The organism is Aequorivita sp. CRS11, assembly GCF_059693805.1.
This window is the reverse complement of sequence record NZ_JCATIG010000005.1, coordinates 88,479-114,908: the sequence shown is the minus strand read 5'-3', so window position 1 is coordinate 114,908 and position 26,430 is coordinate 88,479. Positions and strand designations below refer to the sequence as shown.

At 39.2% G+C, this 26,430-nt stretch carries 27 protein-coding genes; 12 read left to right on the top strand and 15 right to left on the bottom strand.

The features are described 5' to 3' along the window. Positions 1–173 precede the first annotated feature (173 nt). Together AC58DT_RS11405 and AC58DT_RS11400 are read left to right on the top strand one after the other, a co-directional pair. Positions 174–1,109, top strand: coding sequence for a T9SS type A sorting domain-containing protein (locus tag AC58DT_RS11405; RefSeq protein WP_497216947.1), 936 nt, complete (start codon positions 174–176; stop codon positions 1,107–1,109). A 77-nt stretch (positions 1,110–1,186) separates the two neighbouring features. Further along, complete coding sequence (locus AC58DT_RS11400; protein WP_497216946.1) at positions 1,187–2,176, top strand: LuxE/PaaK family acyltransferase; 990 nt, start codon at positions 1,187–1,189, stop codon at positions 2,174–2,176. 164 nt (positions 2,177–2,340) lie between these two features. Here AC58DT_RS11400 and tyrS read toward each other — a convergent pair whose 3' ends face one another. Beyond that, positions 2,341–3,639, bottom strand: a complete 1,299-nt coding sequence (tyrS, locus tag AC58DT_RS11395) for a tyrosine--tRNA ligase (RefSeq protein ID WP_497216945.1) — start codon at positions 3,637–3,639, stop codon at positions 2,341–2,343. A 107-nt stretch (positions 3,640–3,746) separates the two neighbouring features. Between tyrS and AC58DT_RS11390 the strand changes: the two genes are divergently transcribed. Beyond that, positions 3,747–4,757, top strand: coding sequence for an NAD-dependent epimerase/dehydratase family protein (locus AC58DT_RS11390; protein WP_497216944.1), 1,011 nt, complete (start codon positions 3,747–3,749; stop codon positions 4,755–4,757). Here the strand turns inward: AC58DT_RS11390 and AC58DT_RS11385 are convergent. The 3 genes from AC58DT_RS11385 to AC58DT_RS11375 form a co-directional block, all read right to left on the bottom strand. Then, positions 4,749–5,180, bottom strand: a complete 432-nt coding sequence (locus AC58DT_RS11385) for a DUF4296 domain-containing protein (protein WP_497216943.1) — start codon at positions 5,178–5,180, stop codon at positions 4,749–4,751. The genes AC58DT_RS11390 and AC58DT_RS11385 overlap by 9 nt on opposite strands. Further along, on the bottom strand, positions 5,180–6,520 hold the full coding sequence (locus AC58DT_RS11380) for a dihydroorotase (protein WP_497216942.1): 1,341 nt from the start codon (positions 6,518–6,520) through the stop codon (positions 5,180–5,182). The genes AC58DT_RS11385 and AC58DT_RS11380 overlap by 1 nt, the downstream gene beginning before the upstream one ends. 65 nt (positions 6,521–6,585) lie before the next feature. Next, positions 6,586–7,335 carry a polyprenol monophosphomannose synthase gene (locus AC58DT_RS11375; protein WP_497216941.1) on the bottom strand — a complete coding sequence of 250 codons (750 nt, stop codon included), beginning with the start codon at positions 7,333–7,335 and terminating at the stop codon, positions 6,586–6,588. A 60-nt stretch (positions 7,336–7,395) separates the two neighbouring features. On the opposite strand from AC58DT_RS11375, the gene AC58DT_RS11370 reads away from it, so the two are divergent. Next, positions 7,396–8,103: a DUF4271 domain-containing protein gene (locus AC58DT_RS11370; RefSeq protein ID WP_497216940.1), complete on the top strand. Its 708-nt coding sequence runs from the start codon at positions 7,396–7,398 to the stop codon at positions 8,101–8,103. Between the two features lie 32 nt (positions 8,104–8,135). Continuing rightward, the gene (locus tag AC58DT_RS11365) at positions 8,136–8,885 is read left to right on the top strand and encodes a uroporphyrinogen-III synthase (RefSeq protein WP_497216939.1); all 750 of its coding nucleotides are present in this window, start codon (positions 8,136–8,138) and stop codon (positions 8,883–8,885) included. 71 nt (positions 8,886–8,956) lie between these two features. On the opposite strand, the gene pckA is transcribed toward AC58DT_RS11365, so the two are convergent. Together pckA and AC58DT_RS11355 are read right to left on the bottom strand one after the other, a co-directional pair. Next, the gene (gene pckA / locus AC58DT_RS11360; RefSeq protein ID WP_497217136.1) at positions 8,957–10,558 is read right to left on the bottom strand and encodes a phosphoenolpyruvate carboxykinase (ATP); all 1,602 of its coding nucleotides are present in this window, start codon (positions 10,556–10,558) and stop codon (positions 8,957–8,959) included. A gap of 70 nt (positions 10,559–10,628) precedes the next feature. Beyond that, positions 10,629–11,000, bottom strand: a complete 372-nt coding sequence (locus AC58DT_RS11355) for a DUF423 domain-containing protein (RefSeq protein ID WP_497216938.1) — start codon at positions 10,998–11,000, stop codon at positions 10,629–10,631. A gap of 97 nt (positions 11,001–11,097) precedes the next feature. Between AC58DT_RS11355 and AC58DT_RS11350 the strand changes: the two genes are divergently transcribed. Next, positions 11,098–12,465: a saccharopine dehydrogenase family protein gene (locus AC58DT_RS11350; RefSeq protein ID WP_497216937.1), complete on the top strand. Its 1,368-nt coding sequence runs from the start codon at positions 11,098–11,100 to the stop codon at positions 12,463–12,465. Between the two features lie 112 nt (positions 12,466–12,577). On the opposite strand, the gene AC58DT_RS11345 is transcribed toward AC58DT_RS11350, so the two are convergent. From AC58DT_RS11345 to AC58DT_RS11335, 3 genes are all read right to left on the bottom strand, one after another. Continuing rightward, positions 12,578–13,267, bottom strand: a complete 690-nt coding sequence (locus tag AC58DT_RS11345) for a zinc metallopeptidase (protein WP_497216936.1) — start codon at positions 13,265–13,267, stop codon at positions 12,578–12,580. Between the two features lie 53 nt (positions 13,268–13,320). Continuing rightward, positions 13,321–16,329, bottom strand: a complete 3,009-nt coding sequence (locus AC58DT_RS11340; RefSeq protein ID WP_497216935.1) for a leucine--tRNA ligase — start codon at positions 16,327–16,329, stop codon at positions 13,321–13,323. Positions 16,330–16,415: 86 nt separating this feature from the next. Then, positions 16,416–17,228 (bottom strand): UbiA family prenyltransferase, encoded by an 813-nt coding sequence (locus tag AC58DT_RS11335; protein ID WP_497217135.1) that lies wholly within the window; start codon positions 17,226–17,228, stop codon positions 16,416–16,418. 180 nt (positions 17,229–17,408) lie between these two features. Between AC58DT_RS11335 and AC58DT_RS11330 the strand changes: the two genes are divergently transcribed. The 6 genes from AC58DT_RS11330 to AC58DT_RS11305 all read left to right on the top strand — a co-directional run bounded on the left by AC58DT_RS11330 (position 17,409) and on the right by AC58DT_RS11305 (position 21,488). Beyond that, on the top strand, positions 17,409–18,287 hold the full coding sequence (locus AC58DT_RS11330; protein ID WP_497216934.1) for a cell division protein FtsX: 879 nt from the start codon (positions 17,409–17,411) through the stop codon (positions 18,285–18,287). 63 nt (positions 18,288–18,350) lie between these two features. Continuing rightward, positions 18,351–18,614 (top strand): DUF3098 domain-containing protein, encoded by a 264-nt coding sequence (locus AC58DT_RS11325; protein ID WP_497216933.1) that lies wholly within the window; start codon positions 18,351–18,353, stop codon positions 18,612–18,614. Continuing rightward, positions 18,614–19,408 carry an undecaprenyl-diphosphate phosphatase gene (locus tag AC58DT_RS11320; RefSeq protein ID WP_497216932.1) on the top strand — a complete coding sequence of 265 codons (795 nt, stop codon included), beginning with the start codon at positions 18,614–18,616 and terminating at the stop codon, positions 19,406–19,408. Before AC58DT_RS11325 ends, AC58DT_RS11320 begins: the two co-directional genes overlap by 1 nt. Beyond that, positions 19,408–20,097 carry a tRNA pseudouridine(55) synthase TruB gene (gene truB, locus AC58DT_RS11315; RefSeq protein ID WP_497216931.1) on the top strand — a complete coding sequence of 230 codons (690 nt, stop codon included), beginning with the start codon at positions 19,408–19,410 and terminating at the stop codon, positions 20,095–20,097. Before AC58DT_RS11320 ends, truB begins: the two co-directional genes overlap by 1 nt. A gap of 71 nt (positions 20,098–20,168) precedes the next feature. Beyond that, positions 20,169–20,891, top strand: a complete 723-nt coding sequence (locus AC58DT_RS11310; RefSeq protein WP_497216930.1) for a hypothetical protein — start codon at positions 20,169–20,171, stop codon at positions 20,889–20,891. A gap of 27 nt (positions 20,892–20,918) precedes the next feature. Then, on the top strand, positions 20,919–21,488 hold the full coding sequence (locus AC58DT_RS11305; protein ID WP_497216929.1) for a DNA-3-methyladenine glycosylase I: 570 nt from the start codon (positions 20,919–20,921) through the stop codon (positions 21,486–21,488). A gap of 5 nt (positions 21,489–21,493) precedes the next feature. On the opposite strand, the gene AC58DT_RS11300 is transcribed toward AC58DT_RS11305, so the two are convergent. The 6 genes from AC58DT_RS11300 to AC58DT_RS11275 all read right to left on the bottom strand — a co-directional run bounded on the left by AC58DT_RS11300 (position 21,494) and on the right by AC58DT_RS11275 (position 26,312). Then, positions 21,494–21,835: a hypothetical protein gene (locus AC58DT_RS11300; protein ID WP_497216928.1), complete on the bottom strand. Its 342-nt coding sequence runs from the start codon at positions 21,833–21,835 to the stop codon at positions 21,494–21,496. A 159-nt stretch (positions 21,836–21,994) separates the two neighbouring features. Continuing rightward, entirely contained in the window at positions 21,995–22,330 is a 336-nt protein-coding gene (locus AC58DT_RS11295; RefSeq protein WP_497216927.1) for a hypothetical protein, read from the bottom strand. 139 nt (positions 22,331–22,469) lie between these two features. Beyond that, positions 22,470–24,218 (bottom strand): agmatine deiminase family protein, encoded by a 1,749-nt coding sequence (locus AC58DT_RS11290; RefSeq protein ID WP_497216926.1) that lies wholly within the window; start codon positions 24,216–24,218, stop codon positions 22,470–22,472. 70 nt (positions 24,219–24,288) lie between these two features. Beyond that, positions 24,289–24,930, bottom strand: a complete 642-nt coding sequence (aat, locus tag AC58DT_RS11285; RefSeq protein ID WP_497216925.1) for a leucyl/phenylalanyl-tRNA--protein transferase — start codon at positions 24,928–24,930, stop codon at positions 24,289–24,291. A 98-nt stretch (positions 24,931–25,028) separates the two neighbouring features. After that, positions 25,029–25,406, bottom strand: coding sequence for a DUF3127 domain-containing protein (locus AC58DT_RS11280; RefSeq protein ID WP_497216924.1), 378 nt, complete (start codon positions 25,404–25,406; stop codon positions 25,029–25,031). A gap of 30 nt (positions 25,407–25,436) precedes the next feature. Continuing rightward, complete coding sequence (locus tag AC58DT_RS11275) at positions 25,437–26,312, bottom strand: flavin reductase family protein (protein ID WP_497217134.1); 876 nt, start codon at positions 26,310–26,312, stop codon at positions 25,437–25,439. Positions 26,313–26,430: the final 118 nt, after the last annotated feature.

Below are 26,430 nucleotides of genomic sequence, written 5' to 3'. Positions count from 1 at the left end.
TCAAGTTTAGCACGCTTATTGTTAACCATTATATAACGTTACGGTAACATTACGGGTTATGCGATTATAATTCTGAGGTTATCATTTCGTTAAAATAAGAATTTCATTTAAAATCAATCTTTTAAACCTAAAACATTTATTTATCTTTGCACAATAATTTTAAAAAAACTCTGATGAAAAAAATTACATTACTTGCGGCTCTTTTTGTAGGTGCCGTTTCTTTTGCCCAAGTTGCGGGAACCAGTTTTGAAGAGCCAGCACTTTTTCCTGGCCAATATACAGATACCGGAGACCCAAACACAGCACATGATTTAATAAATAATACAGATGAACCATTAGTAGATTACACAAGTACAGGTGGCGAATTAGGCTATAATGCTACTTACACTCCCTATGATACACCGGATGTTGGGCTTACCGATGGCGATTTTGTGGGTGTTACAGATTTTGCTCCTACTGGATCAGATCCTTATACCGATGGAGATCAAGGCTATCAAATAAGTGATGTTGATGGTAACTATACCTTAACTTTTGATGCTGTTGACCTTACAGGAGTAGCAACTCCAGCTATCAGCTTGGATTATTTCATTTCTGAAACCGGATATGAAGGGGACGGAACTTCAAACGAATCTGGTTCTGACAGATTACGCATTTATGTGAGGGATTTAACCAACAGCACCGAGATTGACATCCTGAATACCGAAGGAAACGACATAAACGATCTTGGCATTGAAGGTTCTTGGATTACGGGAAATGCAGTTTTAACCTCAAACACAAACGTGCAGTTGGTTATAGAAGCTAGAACAAATGCAAGTGCAGAAGCTTTCTTTTTTGACAACATCATTTTTTCTGGTACTCTAGGGACAAACGCACAATCTGAGTCTCAATTTGCAGTTTATCCAAACCCTACAAGCAAAGGCTATGTGAACATTACTTCAAAAGTTGCCGGCGCTAAGAGTGTATCTATCTTTGACGTACTAGGAAAGCAGGTTGTTAAAACTACACTTATTGGTGATAGATTGGACATTTCAAAATTGAACAGTGGTGTTTACATTGTGAAAATAGAGCAAGGAAAAACTTCAACTACCAAAAAATTGGTTGTTAAGTAATCCATTTTAAAAATATTTTTTAGAGCTCCTGTTTCGGCAGGAGCTTTTTTATTTACCTATTTTTGAAAAGATTTTGTATGATTGAAAAACCTATGCTTGAAAAGGAAATTTTTAAAATTAAAACCGCAGCGGAATTTCAACCACTTGCTATTGAAGTGTTCCGTTTTCAGTATGAAAATGTGCAGGTTTATCGTAATTTCTGTGATCTTTTCAATATTAGGTCTTCCGAGGTAAAAACGATTGAAGATATTCCTTTTCTCCCTATTCAATTTTTTAAAAGCCATAAAATAATTGCTGAAAAAAAATCAGAAGAAACAATTTTTACCAGCAGCGGCACCACGGGCAGCATAACCAGTAAACATCACATTGCCGATTTAAAAATATACGAAACAGGTTTCCTGAAGGCTTTTGAAATGCAATATGGCAATCCTTCAAGTTTTGCGATTTTAGCCTTGCTTCCGTCTTATTTGGAACGCGAAGGTTCTTCCTTAATTTATATGGTTGAAAAGCTTATTGAACAAAGCAACAATCCCCACAGCGGTTTCTATTTATACGAGATGGATGCACTTATTGAAAAGTTGGACGCTTTGGAAAAAAACGGACAAAAAACATTACTTATTGGAGTTTCCTATGCGCTTCTCGATTTAATTGAAAAAAGGAAATTTCAGCTTAAAAATACAATTGTAATGGAAACCGGCGGAATGAAAGGCCGCCGAAAGGAAATGATAAAGGAGGAACTCCACGAGATTTTAAAAAAAGGTTTTGGTGTAGAAAAAATCCACAGTGAATATGGCATGACTGAACTGCTCTCGCAAGCCTACTCCATAGGCAATGGAATCTTCAATTGTCCACCGTGGATGAAAGTTATAACGCGCGATACGGAAGATGCGCTAAGCTACATTTATGGAAAAACTGGCGGAATTAACGTAATTGATTTGGCCAACATTTATTCATGTGCCTTTATCGCTACACAAGATTTGGGAAAGACTTTTCCCGACGGATCTTTTGAAATTGTAGGGCGTTTTGACAGTAGCGACATCCGCGGCTGCAACTTGATGGTTTTTTAAAAAAACTTTAACACAAACTGTTGAAATTCAACGTAAGTTGTTTGATAAATGCTCGACCAAACCATTGTGAAAAACTGATGATTTTTCATAATTTGGTTGGTTAGTTAATTGAGAAATCCCCGTGCAATCTTTGCCGGGGATTTTTTTATTATCGTGCTTTAAAGTTAAACCACCTTAATAATAAAGTAGTTTTTCTTACCTCTTTGCAAAAGGACAAATTGGCCATTTATTAAATCATTTTCAGAAATAGTATAACCATCGGAAACCTTTTCTTTGTTTACTGAAATTGAATTTTCCTTCAATGCTCGTCGTGCTTCACCATTCGATTTTAAAAAGCCTGTTTTTTCTGCCAAAGCTGCAATAATATCAACCCCTGATTTTACTTCTTCTTCTGAAATCTCGGCCTGTGGCACACCGTCAAAAACATCGAGAAAAGTTTTTTCGTCAAGTGTTTTCAAATCTTCGGAAGTTGAATTCCCAAATAATATTTCCGAAGCCTTTACGACCTTTTCAAACTCATCGGCACTGTGCACCGTTGTGGTGACCTCCTTCGCCAAGCGTTTTTGGAGCAAACGCGTGTGGGGCGCTTCCTTTTGTTCAGCAATTAGAGTTTCAATGGTTTCTTTATCTAAAAAAGTAAAAATCTTAATATACTTTTCGGCATCATCATCGCTGGTGTTCAGCCAGTATTGGTAAAATTTATAAGGTGACGTTCTGTTGGCGTCCAGCCAAATATTTCCACCTTCACTTTTTCCAAATTTGCTGCCGTCACTTTTTGTAATCAGCGGGCAGGTTAACGCATACCCTTTTCCACCAGCAATTCTTCGTATTAACTCCGTTCCGGTTGTAATATTTCCCCACTGGTCGCTACCGCCCATTTGCAGGGTACAATTTTGATTTCTGTAAAGGTGAAGAAAATCGTAGCCCTGTATTAATTGATAGGTAAATTCGGTAAACGAAAGTCCGTCAGCACTCTCGCCGCTCAATCTCGTTTTTACGGAATCCTTGGCCATCATATAATTTACGGTAATGTGCTTGCCCACATTTCTGATAAAATCAAGAAACGAAAACTCCTTCATCCAATCGTAATTATTCACCATTACTGCTTGGTTTTCGGCACCCGAAGAAAAATCCAGAAATTGGGAAAGCTGATTTTTCACACACTCTTGGTTGTGGCGTAAGGCAGCTTCATCCAGCAGATTTCTTTCGGCGCTTTTCCCCGAAGGATCACCAATCATTCCCGTGGCACCGCCTACCAATGCCACTGGTTTGTGACCACAGCGTTGATAGAAAGACAAAAGCATAATGGGCACCAAGTTGCCAATGTGCAGCGAATCTGCCGTAGGGTCAAATCCTACATATGCAGATCGCATGGTTTCCATAAGGTGTGCTTCGGTTTCGGGCATTACATCGTGTACCATGCCACGCCATTGTAGTTCTTCAACGAAATTTTTCAGCTTCATTTCTATAAATTTTGTGCAAAGATAGGGTTCTCAATGAATAATTCAGAATGGAAGTGCTGAATATGGTCTGCTAAAATTTCTTCAGTAAAAAACAGTATTTTCGCTTTATGATATTAGTTACCGGTGGCACAGGCTTAGTAGGTTCACATCTGTTGTATTTTCTGTTGAAGGAAAACGCGAACGTACGCGCCATTCACAGAAAGAACAGTAACATAAAGGCTGTAAAAAAGGTTTTTGCGCTTTATACTGCGGAAGTGGATTCACTATTCAATAAAATTGAATGGGTTGAAGCGAACATTACGGATATTCCTGCGTTGACGCTCGCTTTTGAAAATATTATAAAAGTGTACCATTGCGCAGCTTTCATAAGTTTTGATCCCTCAAAATACAAAGTGCTCAAAAAAGCCAATGTGGAGGGCACAGCAAATATTGTAAATCTCTGTTTGGCCAGTAACATTGAAAAACTTTGCTATGTAAGTTCTGTTGCCACTTTGGGAAGCAATTTAAAAGATCAATTAATTTCCGAAGAAACGCCCTGGAATCCTGACGCTAAAAATAGCGTGTACGGCATAACTAAGTATGGTGCCGAAATGGAAATATGGCGTGGCACCCAAGAAGGCTTGGATGCTGTAATTGTAAATCCCGGGTTGATTTTGGGAACATCACCAGATGGAGGCGGAAGCAGTATTATAATTTCTTTGGGCGCAAGTGGCATTCCATTTTACCCCTCGGGAGCAATGGGCATAGTAGACGTACAAGATGTTGTGAAGACAATGATACTTTTAATGAATTCTGAAGTGAAAAATGAGCAATTTATTTTAGTGGGTGAAAACCTAACCTACAAGGATTTGCTTACAAGGCTAGCGCCAATGTTTGATAAAAAACCGCCCACAAAAAAGCTTCCAAAGAACATAATGTTTTTTTTAAGTGGAATGGATTGGCTCTCGAATAAGCTATTCAATACAAAAAGAAGGATTGTAAAAGCTACGGTCCGGTCTATGTTTACAATTTCGCTGTATGATATGTTTAAAATTAAAAACACGCTTGGTTTTCAATTTACCCCTACGGAAGAAACGTTAAAAAGGGTTGTCGCGGAAAAGAAAAAAACATCAAATTAAACTGTCCCTTACAGGTTCGGCACTTACATTTTCTTCAAATTTTCGTTTTCCTATACTGTCTTTTCTATTTTTATCGGCTTCGCGAATACTGTCCATTTTCTTTTGCATAGTTACAAGTCTAGCCTCAACTTTTTGAAAAATTTCCATATAGGTATTCACATCGGCTGCATAGTAGGCATTACTATTTGCGAATTGAAGACTGTCCACCCTAAAATTTTTGTAAATTAAGGAATCTATTTTTATTCCCTTATCCACAATAGCTTGATTGTTTACGCTTCGTGCTGCATTTGCCAAATAAGCCTCAGTAAGCAAATCGACCATTTTTTCTTTTGAAATAAGGTCTTTTGGCTTTTCAGGCTGTGCTACATTTTGACAGCCAGTAAAGCTTAAAACCAATAGGGAAAGAAGCAGTAGTTGTTTCATTATCTGTTAAAGGTAAGTCTTTCCGGATTGCTTTTGTTTGGGAACTTTGAATTTTCATAAACTACAACCCCGTTAACCAACGTATGTGTTACCCGCGATTTAAAGATTGTTCCTTCAAAAGGAGACCAACCGCACTTATAGAGTAGATTTTCCTTTTTAACAGTCCAAGGCGAGTTAAGATCAACCAAAACCAAGTCTGCTTTGTAGCCTTTTCGAATGTATCCACGTTCCTTTATTTGAAACAAAATCGCTGGGTTGTGCGCGGTTTTTTCTACGATTTTTTCCAATGAAATTTTCCCTTTGTGGTACATCTCCAAAAGAGCAACCAATGCATGCTGCACCAACGGCCCACCAGAAGGGGCATTTAGATATTTATTGTTTTTCTCTTCCAAGGTATGCGGTGCGTGGTCTGTAGCAATCACGTCTATTCGATCGTCCAGCAGTGCTTTAAGTAATCCATCTTTGTCCTTTTCTGTTTTTACGGCTGGGTTCCATTTTATTTTGGTACCTTTTGTTTTATAATCGGCATCCGTAAACCACAAATGGTGAATGCAAACTTCTGCCGTGATTTTCTTTTCAGCAAGGGGTTTTTTATTACTGAAAAGATGCGTTTCCTTTTCGGTTGAAAGGTGAAAAACATGAAGTCGAGCCCCTGTCTTCTCGGCCAGTTTTATGGCTTTTGAAGAAGAAATATAGCAAGCCTCCTCACTACGTATTTTTGGGTGAAGTTCTATTGGAATATCTTCTCCGTATTCGGCTTTATATTTTTCTAAATTCCCTTTGATGGTGCCCTCGTCTTCGCAATGTGCCGAAATAAGCAATTTGGTTTTGCTGAAGATTTCTTCCAGTGTTTTAGGATCATCCACCAGCATGTTTCCTGTGGAAGAGCCTAAAAATAATTTCAACCCGGCTACTTTCTGGGGATCTACTTTTAAAATTTCATCCAGATTATCATTTGTGCCGCCAAACATAAAGGAATAATTGGCCCAAGAAGTTTTGGATGCGATATCAAATTTTTCTTCCAATAATTCAATGGTTGTGGCTTGCGGAACGGTGTTCGGCATTTCAATAAAAGAGGTAATTCCGCCCGCAACTGCAGCTTTTGATTCAGTTTCAATGTTAGCTTTGTGCGTCAATCCGGGCTCGCGAAAATGCACTTGGTCATCTATCATTCCCGGCAGCAAATAGCTTCCGTCTGCATCAATCACTTTCGTATCGGCAGATTTTGCACTGATGGTTTCGGAAATTTCCGCAATGCGGCCATCCTGTACAAGTACGTCGCCTTTTACGATTTTTCCTTCGTTTACAATATTTGCGTTTTTAATTAAAACTGCTTTCATTTGGGTGTTATCTTCTTTTTAAATCTTACGAATGGAATAACTCGCCATTCATTTCTCATTTATGTTTAATGGAATGATGTTTTATTAAACCTTTTCTTATTAAACACACTTTTAAATTTCATTACTATCACTCCAAAAATAGCTTCGGAAATAATTCCCGAACTCATTTTTGATTCGCCCTTTGTGCGATCGGTAAATATTACGGGCACTTCCTCAATCTTGAATTTGCTTAAATACGCTTTAAATTTCATTTCAATCTGAAAAGCATAGCCCACAAAACGAATGTTGTCCAAGTTTATTTTCTGCAGCACTCTTCTTCGGTAACAAATAAATCCGGCTGTGGTATCATAAATGTCGATCCCCATTACAAACCTTACATATTTTGAGGCCAGCCAAGACATTAAAACCCTGCTCATGGGCCAGTTTACCACATTAACGCCCTTTACATAACGTGACCCTATTGCCACATCACTACCGCCTTTGTGGCAAGCGTTGAAAAGCCTGATAAGATCGTTGGGGTTGTGCGAAAAATCGGCATCCATTTCAAAAATGTAATCATACCCATTTTGCAAAGCCCACTTAAAGCCAGCAATATAAGCAGTTCCCAAACCGTTTTTTTCGGCTCTTTTCAGCAAAAAAAGTTTTTCGGGATAGGTTTTGAAATTTTCCTCAACCACTGTTGCGGTGCCATCGGGTGAATTGTCATCTACAACCAAAACGTGAAATTCACGTTGCAATGAAAAAACAGTACGCAGCAGTCGCTCTATATTTTCAATTTCATTGTAGGTTGGCACCACCACTACCGCCTTGGACATACTGCTATTTTAGCGCAAAAGTACCTTTTTTTTAATAAATAAATGTGAAGTAAATTCTAATTGAGCGCTAAAAAAGGAAAAATATTTTACAGTACCTTTACCAAAAAATTGAAGGTGGATTTCAGCGAAAGACTTATAAACTCAACCGATTGGGCTACCTATATGTTATTGGCATGCTTTGTACTTTTGGCGCTGGCAAAGTATTTCTATCCAAAAAGATTTTACGAATTTTCCCTGCTCCCCTTGACCAACCAGTATTTTTTTGTGCACGGCAAAAATGATGAATTGAACCATCCTTTTAACATGATGCTATTTGCGGTACAAATAGTATGTGTTTCCATTTTTGTTTATTTGTTTTTTAGGGTTTTCAATCCTACTGAAGTTCAACAAAATGAGTGGCTTTTTCTTCAAATTTGCACAGCGTACAGTGTGTTTGTTTTGATAAAATTTTCTATGGAAAAAATTGTGGCGAATATTTTTTCGATGGATGCGATCATCAACAATTATCTCTACCAAAAATTGAGTTATCGCAATTTTTTGGGCATTTTGTTTTTCGTCGGCAACCTTTTCTTTCTTTATATTTACCCTCCTACCTCTCTAGGGTTGCTTATTTTTGGTGGAAGTTTATTAACACTCAACGCTATTGCGCTGCTTTACAGCTATAAGAAAAACGGAAAATTGATATTAAGCAATTTCTTCTATTTTATTTTGTATCTTTGCGCACTTGAAATTTCACCTTATATTATCCTTTACAAAAGCTTTGTTTAAGGCGTAATATTTAAAAAAAAGCAGGACTATCTATGAAAGTGAAAACTATTTTGGTTTCCCAGCCCGAGCCTAAAATTGAGAATTCTCCATATTTTGATTTAATAGAAAAACAAAAGGTAAAAATAGATTTTCGGCCTTTCATACATGTTGAAGGTGTGTCAGGAAAAGATGTACGGGCCCAAAAAGTTGACCTTACTAATTACACGGCCATTATTCTTACCAGCCGTAATTCTGTAGACCATTATTTTAGAATTGCAGAAGAGCTGCGCTTTAAGGTGCCAGACAGTATGAAATATTTCTGCTTGAGCGAAGCGGTAGCCTATTATCTCCAAAAATATGTTGTGTACAGAAAGCGTAAGATTTATGTGGGAAAAAGAACCTTTTCTGAACTTGCACCACTTATTAAAAAATATAAAAACGAAAAATTTCTACTTCCATCCTCAGATAAATTGAAGCCGGAAGTCCCTGAAGTACTTAACGAATTGAAGGTTGATTGGAAAGAAGCTACTTTTTACAAAACCGTAATTAGTGATCTTTCAGATTTGCGCGATGTATATTATGATATTTTGGTTTTTTTCAGCCCCAGTGGAATACAGTCCCTGTTGGAAAATTTTCCCGATTTCGAACAGAACGAAACGCGCATTGCAGTATTTGGGAATACAACCGTAAAAGCCGCGACCGAAGTAGGTTTACGAGTTGACATACAGGCCCCAACCCCTGAAACTCCTTCTATGACGATGGCTTTGGAAAAGTACATCAAGGAAGTGAACAACAAGAAATAAGCTCGATTTAGTTGCAATTAAAAAAGGCTTGCCGCAATGGCAAGCCTTTTTTAATTAAAGATATTTTTATGCTATGCCGAAGCAGGAGCTCCGGAAAGAATTTCTTCATTAGCATAGGCTTCAAACTTGGTGAAATTCTCTTTAAATGAATTCGCCAATTCCTTCGCTTGAATGTCATAAGCCTTTTTGTTTTTCCAAGTTTCCTTCGGATTTAAAATTTCTGAAGGAACATTTGGGCACGATTTCGGCATCATAAGGTTAAAAATTGGATGTTTTTCAAACTCCACATCTTTCAACTTTCCTTCCAAAGCTGCAGCAATCATAGCTCTTGTGTATTTCAGCTTCATTCTACTACCTACTCCGTAAGGACCGCCGGTCCATCCAGTATTGATTAACCAAACATTAACCCCGGAATCTTTCATTTTCTTACTCAACATTTCAGCATATTCTGTTGGGTGAAGGGGCATAAATGGCGCTCCAAAACATGCAGAGAAGTTTGGGGTTGGCTCATTGATACCTTCCTCAGTTCCTGCAACCTTCGCAGTATAACCACTAATGAAATGATAGGCTGCCTGCCCTGGAGTTAATTTTGAAATAGGAGGCAAAACACCAAATGCATCTGCCGTTAAAAAGAATATATTCTTTGGATTGTGACCAATTGACGGAACCTGGATATTATTGATGTGATAGATAGGATAACTTACCCTAGTATTTTGAGTAATTGATGTATCGGCATAATCAACTTCGCCATTTTCGTTCATTACCACATTTTCTAAAATAGCCCCAGGCTTAATGGCATTGTAGATATCTGGCTCATTTTCTTCGGAAAGGTTAATCACCTTTGCGTAGCAACCACCTTCAAAATTGAAGATTTTGTTATCCTCAGTCCATCCGTGCTCGTCATCGCCAATTAATTTACGATTTGGATCTGCAGAAAGGGTAGTTTTACCGGTTCCGGAAAGACCGAAGAAAATCGCTGTCTCGCCATCTCCGCCAACGTTGGCAGAGCAGTGCATTGGCATTGTATTTTTATATACTGGAAGAATAAAGTTAAGGGCAGAGAATATACCTTTTTTAATTTCCCCAGTGTAACCAGTTCCGCCAATTAATGCAATTTTTCTGGTAAAGTTTAGAATCGCAAAGTTATGTTGTCTCGTTCCGTCAACTTCAGGATCAGCAGTAAAACCTGGTGCGTTTACAATAATCCATTCCGGATCAAAGGAAGCTAATTCTTCCTCGTTAGGACGAAGAAACATATTGTGGGCAAACATATTGGACCACGGCGTTTCGTTAATTACACGAATGTTCAGCTTGTATTTTTCATCGGCGCAAGCATAACTGTCGCGCACGTAAATTTCCTTTTCAGAAAGATAATTTACAACTTTATCATAAAGCCGGTCAAACATATCTGGAGGAAATGGAATATTTATGTTTCCCCACCACACCTTGTCGCGCGTAACATCATCTTTTACGATAAATCTGTCTTTTGGGGATCTTCCTGTAAATTCTCCAGTATTTACTGCCAAGGCGCCGCTCGCAGCTTCTTTTCCTTGATCTTTTTGCAATGTTTCGTTGTGAAGTTCTTCAGAAGAAAGTTGATATTTAACTTTTGCGTTTTTGATTCCGTATTTTTCAACTGAAATCGTTTTTGTAGCTTGGTTTTTACCGACCATACCTTTTTTAAATTTTGTAGAGTACAAAAGTAGCAAATCTTAGAGAGATTGAAGAAAATATGAAAGACATTTATTGCTTCTTTAACGTAACCATTTTAAATGCAAACCAAAACCAGCCAATTATAAATAACAATCCGCCAATTGGGGTTATAAAACCAATTTTTGCCGAATTGAAGGGCAATACCTCATTCAGTGCAAGTAAATAAATAGAGCCCGAAAAGAGCAGTATCCCTAAAATAAATAGCCAAAACACGGTTTTTTTAATTTTTTCCGGAATGGTTGGGGCCAACCCCAAAACCAGTATTGCAAGGCAATGATACATTTGGTAGCGGATGCCGGTCTCAAAAGTGTTTAAGGCCGCAACATCTACCATATTCTTTAAACCATGTGCGCCAAAGGCTCCCATTGCAATTGTAACTGCTGTAAGAAATGAAGCTGTCACAACTATTTTTTTATCAAAAACCGTCATTTTTAAAATTTGGAATTAGTAATTTCGTCCTTTACAAAACTTATCTCCAAAGTTAACAAAAAACTCCCCAATGAGAAACATATTAATTATCGGCGCAGGAAGATCTGCCACAAGTTTAATCCGCTATCTGCTGGACAAAAGTGATGCAGAAGACCTTTTTATTACCATTGGAGACATTTCTATTCAATCAGCGCAGAAGTTTACTTCCAATCACCCCAATGCCCGTGGAATTATGCTTGACGTTTTTAACGACGTACAAAGAAAACAAGCGGTGGAAAGTAGTGATTTGGTAATTTCCATGCTGCCCGCACGCTACCACATAGAAGTGGCGCGTGACTGCATTGAATTTGGAAAACATATGGTCACGGCCTCATACGTAAGCAACGAAATGCAGGCGCTTAATCACAAAGCCGAATCAAAAGGTTTGGTTTTTATGAATGAAATTGGTCTCGATCCCGGCGTGGACCATATGAGTGCCATGCAAGTAATTGATAGAATTCGTGCCAAAGGTGGAAAAATGCTTCTTTTTGAATCCTTTTGCGGCGGGTTGATTGCTCCGGAAAGTGATGACAACCTTTGGAATTACAAATTCACATGGAATCCCCGCAATGTAGTTTTGGCAGGGCAAGGAGGCGCTGCCGAATTTATACAGGAAGGTAAATATAAGTACATTCCATACCACAGATTGTTCCGAAGAACTGAGTTCATCAATATTGAAGAGTTCGGCAAATTTGAAGTGTATGCCAACCGAAATTCCCTGAAATATCAATCGGTTTACGGCATGGACAATATTCTCACTTTATATCGTGGAACCATTCGCCGTGTTGGTTTCAGCCGTGCGTGGAATATGTTTGTTCAATTGGGAATGACCGACGACAGTTACACCATTCCCGACTCTGAAAACATGAGCTATCGCGATTTCGTAAATCTATTTCTTCCCTATTCGCCTTCAGATTCGGTGGAATTAAAACTTCGCCATGCACTTAAAATAGAACAGGATGATTTAATGTGGGAAAAACTGGAAGAGCTTGATCTTTTCACCAAGGAAAAAAAGCTGGGTATTAAAGACGCAACGCCAGCAATGGGGCTTCAAAGAATATTGGAAGACAAGTGGACTTTGGCACCACACGATAAAGATATGATTGTGATGTACCATAAATTTGGGTACGAGCTTGAGGGCAAAAAATATCAAATAGACAGTCACATGACGCTTATTGGCGAAGACCAGACCCACACGGCAATGGCAAAAACTGTTGGGCTTCCCGTAGCCATTGCTGCGTTGAAAATTTTGAATGAAGAAATAACCACACCTGGCGTTCAGCTTCCCATTGCCAAAGAAGTTTACGAACCAATCCTAAAGGAACTGGAAGAAAACGGAATTGTTTTTCATGAAAAAGAAGTGAAATATTTGGGCTACAATCCTGATAATGTACATTGAGTAAAATGTTCAGTTTCTGTAGCAGTATTAGTAAAAAAACCCGCAAACTAGCGGGTTTTTTTATTCATAAATCGGCAATCTAATCCCGATAGCTATCGAGACGTTAATCTTTTTATCTTCTTCCCAAGAAAATTGAGATGAAATATAGCAAGGTTGCCAAAGAACCAAGTGCTGCAACCACGTAAGTTCTAGCCGCCCATTTCAATGCGTCCTTTGCGCCAGCGTGTTCCTGTGGCGTAACCATATTATTGGTTTCCAACCAAACAAGTGCCCGCTTGCTAGCATCAAATTCCACCGGAAGGGTGATGAAAGCAAAAGCTGTTGTAACTGCAAAAAGTAAAATTCCGACTCCAAAAATCCAAGTTCCAATAACCGAACCCGTTGCGAAAAGGATGATTCCAGCCATAATCACAAAATTGGAGAGTTTACTCGAAACACTTACCGCGGGAACGATAGTGGAACGCAATTTCAACCAACTGTATGCTGTGGCGTGTTGCACCGCGTGTCCACATTCGTGGGCCGCAACCGCTGCCGCAGCAGCATTTCGCTGCATATAAACTGGCTCGCTCAAATTCACCGTTTTCTTTGAAGGGTCGTAATGGTCCGTCAATTGACCCGGAACCGAAATAACCTGCACATCGGTAATTCCGTTGTCGGCGAGCATTTTTTCGGCAATTTCCTTTCCGCTCATTCCATTTTGAAGGTGGATTTTGCTGTATTCCTTAAACTTGCTTTTCAATTTGTGGCTAACGTACCAACTCACCAAAAAGATTATTCCTGCAATTATATAGTATCCAAACATTTTTTTAGTTTTTAAATTCTTACTTCAAATTTAATCAAAAAGCGTGCAAATTTTTAACCCACGATATTTACGATTTTTCCGGGCACGATTATTACCTTTTTTGGTGTGCGCCCCTCTAAATACTGGGCTGTCTTTTCATGTGCCATTACGGCAGATTCTATTTCTTCTTTTGAAATATCCAATGGCAATTCCAACGTAAAACGCATTTTTCCATTAAAGGAGATTGGGTATTCCTTAGTGCTTTCCACTAAATACTTCTCCTCAAATTTTGGGAAAGGCGCTGTGGAAATACTTTCCAAATGGCCCAATTTCTCCCAAAGCTCTTCCGCAATGTGCGGCGCATAGGGCGAAATAAGAATTGCCAACGGCTCCAAAACTTCGCGTGAATTGCATTTTTCTGCCGAAAGCTCGTTCACCGCAATCATAAAAGAGGAAACCGAAGTATTGAAACTAAAGTTCTCAATATCTTCCTGTACTTTTTTAATGGTTTTGTGAAGTGTTTTCAAACTGTCTTTTGAAGCGGCTTCTTCAGAAACATAAAAACTTTCGTTCTCGCCCGAATGATACAATTTCCAAAGTTTTTTAAGGAAACCGTGTACGCCCGTAATGCCGGCGGTGTTCCACGGTTTTGCTTGTTCCAGCGGGCCGAGGAACATTTCGTACATTCTTAAAGTATCTGCCCCATATTGGTTGCAAATATCGTCGGGATTTACCACGTTGTATTTGCTTTTGGACATTTTTTCTACTTCACGGGAAACTTTAAAATCCCCTCCCGGCCTCCCCGAAGGGGAGGAGTTTGGTTCGTAAATACTTCCGTCTTCCAAAATGAAAATAGCGTCTTTGTATTCCGGTCGCCAATTTTTGAATGCTTCGATGTCTAATTCATTATGGGTGTTCACAAATGAAACATCCACATGAATTTTTACATCAGTTTTTGTAATTAATAATTTGGGGTTAACTTTTAGTGCGATTTCTTTGATGATATCGATGTATTTTCCTGACACATAAATGCCTTCAGAAATAAAAATAATTGGACCAAAAGAGCTGGGATATAAATAAACAAACGCACTCTCCCCCAAAATCATCCCTTGGTTTATCAGTTTTTTAAAAGGTTCGTCTACGGGCACCAAACCGCGGTCGTGCATAAACTTTACCCAAAAACGGCTGTACAACAAATGGCCGGTGGCGTGTTCGCTGCCGCCAATATATAAATCCACGTTTTTCCAATAGTTCAATGCTTCATTTGAAGCAAAAACTTCGTCGCGCTTGCTATCACTTTCACTTTTCCCGGGTTCCATATATCTGAAAAAATACCAAGAACTGCCCGCCCAGCCGGGCATCGTGTTTAATTCCAGGGGATAGATGTCCTCCCCCTGCCCCTCCAAAGGAGGGGAGACAACCTCGCTATTTTTTTCGTCCCAATACCATTTTGCGGCGCGGCCCAAAGGTGGTTCGCCTTCTTCGGTTGGTAAATATTTTTCAACATCGGGAAGTCGCAATGGCAAGCATTCCGTGGGGATTATATGCGGCATTCCGTCTTTGTAATAAATCGGGAATGGTTCGCCCCAATAGCGCTGGCGGCTAAACACGGCATCGCGCAATCGGTAATTTATTTTGCCTTTCCCATTGCCTTTTTCTTCCAAGGCAGCGATAATTTTATCATTGGCTTCGGCATAGTTTAAGCCGTTGAGAAAATCACTGTTGGCAATAATCGTATTTTCCTTATCGGAATAAGCTTCCTCAGAAATATCCGCATCCTTAAATATATTCGGAATAGGCAGATTGAAATGTTTCGCAAAATCATAATCCCGCTGATCGCCACAGGGAACGCTCATTACCGCGCCCGTGCCGTAACCCGCCAAAACGTAATCGCCAATCCAAATTGGGATGGGTTCCTTTGTAAAGGGATGCTCCGCATACGCGCCCGTAAAAACGCCTGTAATGTGCTTTACATCTGCCATTCGTTCGCGCTCGCTGCGTTTTGCGGTGGCTTCCACATACTTTTCAACTGCTTCTTTCTGTTCGGCAGTGGTGATTTTTGAAACCAAATCGTGCTCCGGCGCCAAAACCATAAAACTTACTCCGAAGATGGTGTCGGGGCGGGTTGTGAAAACTTCAATTTCGAGGGATGAGGGATGAGGTATGTGGGATGAGGTTTCGCCAACTCCTAACTCATAACTCATAACACTAAACTTTACGCTCGCTCCTTTGCTTCTTCCAATCCAATTGGTCTGGGAATCCTTCAAAGGCTGCGGCCAGTCTATTTTATCAAGTCCGTCGAGCAAACGCTGGGCGTAGGCCGTGATGCGCATACTCCATTGTTTCATTTTTTTTCGCACAACCGGATAGCCGCCGCGTTCGGAAACGCCGTTTACTATTTCGTCATTTGCCAAAACGGTTCCCAGATGCGGGCACCAGTTTACTTCGGTTTCGGCTAAATATGTCAATCTATATTTTAGAAGAATTTCCTGCTTTTTCGTTTCAGAAAAATCCAGCCATTCCGAAGCGGTGAAATGCGCAATTCCCTCATCGCAGACTGCATTTACGTGTACATTTCCTTCCGAAGAAAAAATAGCGCGCAATTCCTCAATGGAACGGGCTTTGTCTGCATCTTTATCATACCAACTTTCAAAAAGCTGTATGAAAATCCACTGCGTCCATTTGTAATATTCAGGATTTGAAGTACGCACCTCGCGGCTCCAATCGAAGGAAAAACCTATTTTGTCAAGTTGTTCGCGGTAACGGGCAATATTTTCCTCAGTTGTTTTTGCAGGATGCTGGCCTGTTTGGATTGCGTATTGTTCCGCTGGAAGTCCGAAAGAATCGTAACCTTGTGGATGCAAAACATTAAAACCTTGGTGGCGTTTGTAGCGCGAATAAATATCACTCGCAATATACCCGAGCGGATGCCCCACGTGCAAGCCCGCGCCAGACGGATAGGGAAACATATCCAAAACATAGTATTTCGGTTTTTCGCTATCGTTCTCGGCCTTAAAGGTTTGATTTTCGGCCCAATGTTTTTGCCACTTTGCTTCTATCTCGTTGAAGTGATATTTGCCCATCTTCTTGTTTTTCTTTTGAAAATTATTTCCACTGGTGGAAAGAGCCGCAAATTTAAGGTTTATTGGAAGAAGTAAAACCCTATATTTTAAAAATTTGGATGCAGCAAATTTCCGGAATAAAGCACCCAAATCATCGAAAGAAATGCGGAAACGTTGATGGCGATCCCGAAGATTTTCATTTGCCTCAACGTATAAGGTTTGTCTTTGAAGAAAACGAAAATATCCAAAATAAGCCAAAGTGAAAAAGCAGCCAGAAAGCCCGACAGCACCCAATCATCAAACCAGAATTTGAGGATATAAACTTCAAAAAAAAGCAGAAAAAGCATTAGAAACTTAACTTTTTTTCTGCCAATCAAAACTGCTGTTGTTTTCTTTCCCACTAATCTATCTGGCTCGATATCCATAATTTCCCCAGCAATATGGGCTTGGAATGCAAAGAGTGAAAGATAGAGCAAGGTTTGCCACGGAAGCATTTCCAAATCATTCAAAAGTATGCTGAAAAGCGCCGTGAAAACATACCCAACTTGTATTAAAATCTCAAACGGCGGGCGCTCTTTTAAACGAAAAGGCTTGTAATTATATATGATGTTTATAACGATCATAAACAATAGAAGAATGAATAGCTCGCCGCCGCCAACATAAGCAAAGAAAGCCAAAAATGGTGTCATCACAAAAAAGATGTGCCGCGGCACCTTTGCCAATTGTTTTTTGCTAAAACGGGCACCAAAAAGGTAATTTCCCTTACGTGGGTTTAAGGAATCTGCTTTGCCATCGGTAAAATCGTTCAAGCCATATACCAAAAAATTAAGAGGAAAAGTGACAAAGAAGAGCCCAACCCAAAAAAGTGGCCTTTCCCAGAAGTTTGAAGATAGGTCAAAAGGAACCATATAAATCCAAATGGTTGGAAACCAAAGCCCGGGGCGGGAAATTTTTAATGATTTTAGTAGGGTGTTTTTGATAATACTTTAATTTAAGGCACCCCAAATTTAATCTTATTATAACAAATTGGAAACTTTCGGCGTTGTTTAACACAAGATGCAAAATTACTTGTATTTTTACGGCAAAATTCAACAAACCCTATGAGTTCTTCTTTTGAAAAATATCAAAAACGCAGATTGATTTCTTCCTATTTTTCAGTGGTCATCAGTATTTCGCTGGTGCTTTTTCTATTGGGATTATTGGGATTGTTGGTTTTGAATTCAAAAAAAGTTGCCGATTATTTTAAGGAACAAATTGCAATAACCGTATTTTTAAAGGATACGGCGAAGGAAGTTGAAATCACACAACTGAAGCAAAGTCTTGCCTTGGCAGAGTACACAAAATCTGCAACTTTCGTTTCAAAAGAAGAAGCCGCAAAAGATCACCAAGAAACCTTGGGTGAGAATTTCATAGAATATTTGGGGGACAACCCTCTGCAAAATAGCATTGACGTTTACATTTTGGCAGATTACGTGACGCCACAAAAAATGGAAGAAATAACCAACGAGCTGAAAAGCAAGGATTTTGTGGACGATGTAATTTATGACAAGCCCTTGATTGCACAGCTTACGGAAAATGTAAAACGCATCAGTTTTTGGGTTTTGATAATCAGCGGAATTTTCACTTTTATCGCCGTATTGCTTATAAATAGCAGCATTCGCTTGAGTATTTACGCAAAACGATTTACAATTAAAACAATGCAGATGGTGGGCGCTACAAAAAAATTTATTCGCAAACCTTTCGTTTGGAAAAGCGTTCGTTTAGGAATTGTGGGCGCCATTGTGGCGATGGTCGGTATGGGCATTGTACTTTATTACCTCAACCAAAGCTTCCCGCAATTACAACTATTGGGAGATCCCGTCCTGTTAAGCGTGCTGTTTATATTTATATTTTTAATGGGCGTTTTAATAACGTGGATCAGCACATTTATAGCTACGCAACGCTTTTTGAACCTGCGAACTGATGATTTATATTATTGATAGTTTCTTTACAAATCAGTGAAACCTGTAACTTTGAACTTGAAACCTGAAACTTTTTAAACAATGGGAGAGAAAAAACGAAAAGAAAATTACGAGCCGCAGTTTGTTTTTGATAAAAGAAATTACAAATTCATGCTTATTGGCATCGTCTTTATCGCCTTAGGTTTTATACTGATGACGGGCGGCGGCAGCGACGACCCGAATGTTTTCAATCCTGAAATTTACAATTGGAGAAGAATACGTTTGGCTCCCGCAATGGTGCTTTTGGGCTTTGCGATTGAAGTATATGCCATTTTATTAAAACCAGATAGCAAAGAAGAAAATTAGTGGATTATCTAGACGCCATTATTCTTGGTATTATACAAGGTTTTACAGAGTTTTTACCCGTTTCCTCCAGCGGCCATCTCGAAATAGGAAAAGCAATTTTGGGAGATACTTCCGTGCCCGAGGAAAGTTTGCTTTTTACGGTAATTCTCCACTTTGCTACAGCGCTTAGTACGCTCGTGGTTTTCAGAAAAGATATTATTCAGATTTTTGGAGGTATTCTGAAATTTCAATGGAATGAAGAGACGCAATTTGCTTTCAAAATCGTTCTTTCCATGCTGCCGGCCGTTATAATCGGTTTGCTTTTTGAAGAGGAGTTGGAATCATTTTTCGGTGGAAGCATTGCTTTTGTGGGCGCCATGCTAATAATAACCGCAGTTTTATTGTGGCTTGCAGATCGTTCCAAAAACACTGGAAAGCCAGTAACCATCAAGGATTCCATTATTATAGGAGTAGCGCAGGCCGTGGCCATGTTACCCGGAATTTCCCGAAGTGGCGCCACAATTTCTACCTCCGTACTTTTGGGCAATGACAAAACCAAAGCCGCCCGGTTTTCATTCTTAATGGTCGTTCCCTTAATCTTTGGGAAAATAGCAAAGGATCTTTTGAGTGGCGAAATATCTACCCACAACACAAATTTGGGTGTTATGGGCGTAGGGTTTTTGGCCGCATTTATCTGCGGACTTATAGCCTGTACTTGGATGATTTCACTCGTTAAAAAAAGCAAGCTGCGCTACTTTTCAATCTATTGCGTACTCATTGGCCTTATTGCCATCATTTCAAGTTTTTACGTGTAATGACTGCGGAAGATTATAGAGAAGGACAAGTAATTTTGATAGACAAACCCTTGGAGTGGACCTCATTCCAAGCAGTGAACAAAGTGCGCTGGTTGATCCGAAAATCCTTCGGAATCAAAAAAATAAAGGTTGGCCACGCGGGTACGCTTGATCCTTTGGCTACGGGGCTTTTGATTATCTGCACCGGAAAATTCACAAAAAAAATAGATACTTTTCAGGCGCAGCATAAGGAATATACGGGAACATTCACTTTTGGCGCCACTACACCCAGCTACGATTTGGAAACGGAGATTGATCAAACTTTTGATATTTCAAAAATAACTTCAGTAAAAATACACGAAGCCACAAAACAATTCATTGGTGAAATTCAACAGCAACCGCCCGTTTTTTCGGCTTTGAAAAAAGATGGAAAACGTTTGTATGAATTTGCCCGAAGTGGCGAGGAAGTGGAAATCCCGTTCAGAACAGTTACAATTTCAGAATTTGAAATCACAAAGATTGCGCTTCCAAAAGTAGATTTTAGAGTGGTTTGCAGCAAGGGCACCTATATTCGCTCCTTGGCGAATGACTTTGGAAAGGCCTTGGACAATGGCACCCACCTTTCCGCCTTGCGAAGAACCCGAATAGGCGAATTTTCAGTTGAAGATGCAGTGGGAATTGAGGCTTTTGAGGCTTCACTACCAAGTTAAAATATCTTTAATACCGTCTTAATTTTCAGCAGTTTTGTGGAATTTTGCACAAAATTTCGGTACTTGCAATAATGAATTTCAATTATTCATACAGAGCGTTCCTCATAACTTCACTGCTTACGGGCAGTTTGGTGCTTTTTCTATTCAGTGTAAAGCTTTCAAAAGAACAGGAAGAAAACACTGAAGAAACCTATGATGTGGTTATGGCGCCCGAAGAATTATTACCAGAAGATCTGGCTATTGCAGAACTCACCCCCGAGAAAGTAAAGATTGAAACGAATCGCGCCTATAACGAAGCCGAAAAGTTTATTTCCTCGGTCGAAAATGAAGACGAAGAAATAACCCAAACCACCGAAGGAAAACTTCAGGAAATGAATGATGCCTTAGAAAATTCCCAAACCGACAACGGCATCGGAGCTACAATTTCACCAAGAACCGAAAAAGAAAAAAAGAAGAAATTATCCAATAGCAATAGCGGAAAAGACGCCGAAGCGGTTGTAAAAGGAGGCAACAGAAATACAACAATAAGCTACCAATTGGTAAACCGAAAAGATATTGACCTGCCCAATCCCGTATATACCTGCTATGGCTCGGGAAAAGTGGTGATAAATGTAGAGGTGAACAATCTGGGAAAAGTTGTAAAAAATTCCTACAACAAAACCGCTTCTTCAACATCTAACGAGTGTTTGATTGATGCTGCGCTGGAATATTCTGAACAGGCACGTTTTACAACAGATGCTTCAAAAGCAAGGCAATTGGGTACAATAACCTTTAACTTTCCCGGGCAACAATAACCAATGATTAATTACCGGTAATCAATTATGAACTCTGAAAAAAAACGTTGTGGGTGGTGTGGAACCGATCCACTTTATGTAAAATATCACGATGAGGAATGGGGCGTACCGGTGAAGAATGATAAAACGATGTTTGAATTTTTACTTTTGGAAACCTTTCAGGCAGGGTTGAGCTGGATTACCATTCTTCGGAAACGCGAAAATTTCAGAAAAGCCTTTGACAATTTCGACTATAAAAAAATTGCGAAATACGACCAATCCAAAATTAACGCACTGCTGCAGGACGAAGGGATAATTCGCAATAAACTAAAAGTGCATTCAGCGGTTACCAACGCACAGGCATTTATGGAAATCCAAAAGGAATTTGGAAGTTTTACAGAATACATTTGGAGTTTTGTTAACCACGAACCCATTAAAAATATTTGGCAGACACACAAAGATGCACCAGCCACAAGTTCAGAAAGCGATGCTTTGAGCAAAGATTTAAAAAAACGTGGTTTTAAATTTGTGGGCAGCACCGTGGTTTACGCCCATATGCAGGCCACCGGAATGGTGAACGACCATATCGAGAGTTGCTTCCGATATAACGAAGTGTGATTTTATTAAAAGATATTATTTTTAGAATTTACATTATTGGCCGCAGCAACTGCCTTTAAGGCCTGATTGTACTGTATGGCCAATTCCGGATCTGTATTTTTCTCTTCGGAAAATAGTTTTTGAAACCAAGAAACGGCTTTATCATATTCACTTTTGAAATAATAAGCAGTGGCCAGTTTTTTATAGATGAAGGGGGTTCCGTAGCCTTCCTCTACAACTTGCTCATACACACGAACTACGTCAATATCTTTATTGACATCGGTCTTGTGTGATTTTGATTGCGAAAAAGAAACGGTTGAAAAACTGGCAAATACAAATAAGGCAAGCAGGTTACGCTTTGTAATCATGGGGGATATTGAGTTTAATGCAAACAATTTGTACGGGGATACAACTGTTCGCGAGGTTTGTTATCCTCAAAAACTGAAAAACGTTCAATATATTGCCACGACAGAATAATTTAACAAAATTACCCGTCAACCTTATATAATTTATTAAAAATACTTCTTTTAAATTTTTACGACAGCCTTGGAATTTTCAGAAGATTTTACTGCTTTGAGTGTTTGCTTATAACGCTGTAAAATATCTGGATCGTTGGTTTTTTCAGTTTCAAAAAGTTTTTCAAACCACAAAAGCGCTTTGTTGTATTCACTTTTGAAATAATAGGCATTGGCCAATTCTTTATAGATAAAGGCCGTGCCGTAGCCTTCAGATACCACTTGTTCATATACACGAACCACATCAATATCTTTATTGACGTCGGTTTTTGTGGCTGATTGTGAAAAGGAAACGGATGTGATTCCTGCAAATAGCAGGAACGCAAGTAGGTTAGACTTGAATTTCATTTGGGGCTAAATTTTAAAAACAAGCAACTGCAGTAATGTAGGTTTACAGTTGATTGTGTACGTTAATTTTGTAAAAAAACAAAAAAAACCACAATAAACTGTGGTTTTTTTTAATAAAATTTATTCTAAACTAAATGATTTACAGCTTAATAACTTTTTTGTGGATTTTTCCGAAGTCGCCTTCAAAGGTTACCAAGAGTGTTCCTTGCCAGTTTTGATTGAGGTCTAAAGTGATTTTTCCATTGCCATTATCGATATTAGTTTCATACAATTTCTGACCTAAAAGATTGTGAATTTTCACATTTACAGAACCTTGAATAGCATTCATATTAAAAGAAACTTTACCAGTGGTAGGGTTTGGATAGGCTGCTGAAATATGGTTCTGCGCCCACTCCTCTGCTGACAACGTTTCAACCTGAATGGTCCAATACCCTTCTGGTGCTACAATGGGACGATTTAATTCTTTTCCAGAAATAGCTCTCGCCCAAATATAGTATTCAATATTGACAGGGGAATTTGGAATTGTAAAATCTACAGCCCAATTATCGCCGTTGGATGGAGCCATTTCAGTTTCATTATAAGTATTTGATCCTTCCTCGCGCCAAAAAACTTTTGCCTGTGCAACCCCTGACATATGTTTAATCATTGCTTCAATAGTAATGGTACTTCCGGCGTTGGCCTCATCAACTGGTTGGTGAACTATCCAAAGTGGGTCTGCAACTCCAATGGTATGCGTGATACAATGGATTGCACCTAATGAATTTATCAAATTTTCTCCTGGATTATCTACATCAATTCCCACTACATTATAGCCCGGCAACATTTCCTGATATTGTGCTAAAGCTGGCGCATCAACTTCAGGGCGATAGGTGGGCACCATAATAGTTTTGTTGACAAAAACGGCATTGCTATACGTATTATATGGGCCTCCCGTATTTGGATAGTTTCCGTTTGTACTCGGTGGAGCATCAATCCATTCAATATCGTAAGGAGTTCCAAAAGGTGATTGAAAATTATCCAAAACATACTGAATATTCGCCTCAATCTGTGGGCCATCGGCTATGCCTGGCGGGTATTTGCTTACGAGGATGGTTTCTTCATCCAATAATTTCATATGCATATCAATATGATGGATTTGATCATACGGTAGCGTATTCATTTTCACAAACCGGTTGATGCCCATATATTCCTGCATAATGCCGTCTATTTGGGCTTCATTCTTAACGCTTACTCCGTAAGGATTACCAGTGGCATTTTCATTCAAAATAAGTTTAGAGGCAAAGGCATTTCCCAAACCGTCACTCATATAATTTCCTCCAGTGTTTACCAAATCGTTAGTACCCGTATTTGTGGTATAAAGTGGAATTCCAACTTGTGCCGCGTGGGCTATTGGCATCACATCATCATTTGGACGCGGACGGTTATAAATCCAATCAGTCAAGGCAAGTTCTCCAACATCATCGGAATATATAGTATTTCCGGCATAATCACGAATCCAGATACTGTCCCAATCTACATCCAAAAATGTAACATTAGTAAGGTCAACACCGTTGCTTGTTAAGTAATTTGCTACAGAAGCTTCATTTTGGGTAGTTATTATTACTTTACATTCCTGCACTCCCGCTTGTACTATTTGCCGAAGAATATTTGGGTAGTTGGGATTCCAAGTAACCAAAAGATATTCTACCTCTTCCCATTCAGCTGCGGCGCGAACAGGGCCTGAAGGTGGTGGTGAGAATCGTGGGCTTGTAAATTGAAAATCGGCCACCAATCCTTTCTCCGTTTCGGTGAGATTGTGCGGAAGGTTCGGTTTTTCCTGTGAAATGACGAATGCGGACTGCAATAGCATCATAAATACCAAAAGGTATTTTGCGTAGTTATTTTTCATAAGATTAATGAATTGTGGAATACGAAGATATAGTTTTAAATTATTTTATAGTTATCTGTTTTCTATAAATTTACAATACAAGCCTTCTCAAAAACTCCCCTCTCCCAATCTCCTCCGCACCCAAACTTTCCAAATGCGCATTGTAAATCTGGCAGTCTATAAATTTATAATTTTTAGCTTTTACATATTCTGAAAGATGAAAAAATGCAACTTTGGAAGCATCACTCACCAAACTGAACATACTCTCGCCGCAAAACACTTTTTTCTTCGGAAGATCAATTCCGTATAGTCCGCCAACAAGTTTTTCATCTTCCCAAACCTCAATTGAAATAGCATGTCCAGCTTTGTGCAAGGCAATATAAGCTTGCTGCATATCATTGGTAATCCACGTTCCCGCTTCCCCTTTCCGCGGAATTGTGGCGCAATTTTTTATGACTCCTTCAAAGTTTTGGTTGAAAGTGATTTTGAATTTTTCACTGTTTAAAGTCTTCCGAAGACTTTTGGAAACTTTGAATTTTTCGGGAAACAAAACCATCCGTGGATCTGGACTCCACCACAAAATGGGCTGATCGTCCTCAAACCAAGGAAAAATTCCCGAATGGTACGCCAGCAGCAAACGCTCCATCGAAAGATTGCCGCCAATTGCCAGAAAACCATCGGCAGTTGCTTCATCAGGATTCGGAAACCAAAGTTTATCGGTCAAATAATGCATTATTCAAATTTGCTAAAAATTTTCGCATAAAAAAACCTCGAAGAAAATTTGATTTCCTCGAGGACAATTTTAATTATGGGTATAATTACCGCCCTTAATTAAAAGGGAAGATCGTCATGTTCCTCTTCGTTAAAATCGTTTGCAGGTTCAAAAGCTTCCGCTGGTGGCATTGGCGGCATATCGCTACTGCCCGTGGTTTGAGATACATTTTCAATACGCCAGCCTTGAATGCTGTTGAAATATTTGGTCTCGCCCTGCGGATTCACCCATTCCCGACCGCGGACGTTGATGCTCACCTTTACGTCCTGCCCTACTTTATAACTATTTAGCAAATCTGTTTTGTCTTGAACAAATTCTATCATTATAACTTGTGGATACTGCTCTTCTGTAGTAATTACCAATTCGCGTTTTCTAAACCCATTGTTGCCGTAGGTTTTAGTTTCATCTATCAATTTGATTTTTCCTTGTAGTTCCATTTTCTTACTTAAATATTTATTATTCTTCTTTTATTTTCTGCTTAAAAGCACTTTCCAAGCTTCCTCAATTTTTCCTTCGCAAAGAAAGTCTTGGGCTTTTTTATGAATTTCTAAAACATTACCCTCATCCCGCAACCATTTCAATTCTTCGGAAGCATTTATAAAGGTATTAATTTCTTCCATATTTGGGAAATTTTCTACGTTGCCCAGCATCCCCAAATCATTTCCTGTCAACACTTTGCTCTCTCTAATATCTTCGGGAAGCATATCTACGCCTATTCCAAGGGTTGTCAAAGGCTTTGGCACTTCAAAAAGTCCTTCCTTGGCACGGCTGTACCAGTTGCCGCCAAGGCGAGAAACTGTATCAATCTTAAAGGGATCGATACTGCCATCTTCACTTAAAATTTCTTCTTTTATATGGAGTTTTACCACTTCACAAATTACCAAATTTCCTGCGCCACCTTCAGTACCGAGTTTAATCACGTCGTTCACTTTACATTCCAATTGAACGGGAGCTTCGGCAACACGCGGGGGTTTTACTATTTCGGAAGCAAGTTCGGTAAAGCCAGCTTTTTTGAATTCGTTGACCCCCTTGGCATATTCTGTAGAGGAAAGCGACATTTGCTGTACCATATCAAAACTTACAATGTTGATAACTACCTCGGGGACTTCCATAATATTTTCATAGGTATGTTTTGTAGTATTATCGCGACCGCGCCGCGCCGGTGAAAAAACCAAAATAGGCGGCTTAGCACTAAAAACATTAAAAAAACTAAAAGGCGAAAGGTTTACATTTCCTTCTTTGTCAATGGTACTTGCAAAACATATGGGCCTTGGCGATACAGCGCCTAAAAGGTAGCCGTGCAGTTTTCCGGTGGATAGTTCCTGTGGTTCAATAGAAATCATTGCTTGCAAATGTACCCAAAGATTATAGCTTGTAAAAACTTGATTGTACAATAATATCAACATATTTACTTTATATTTAAACCTGCTTTTGGAAAGCATCGCTGCAATTAATATTTAT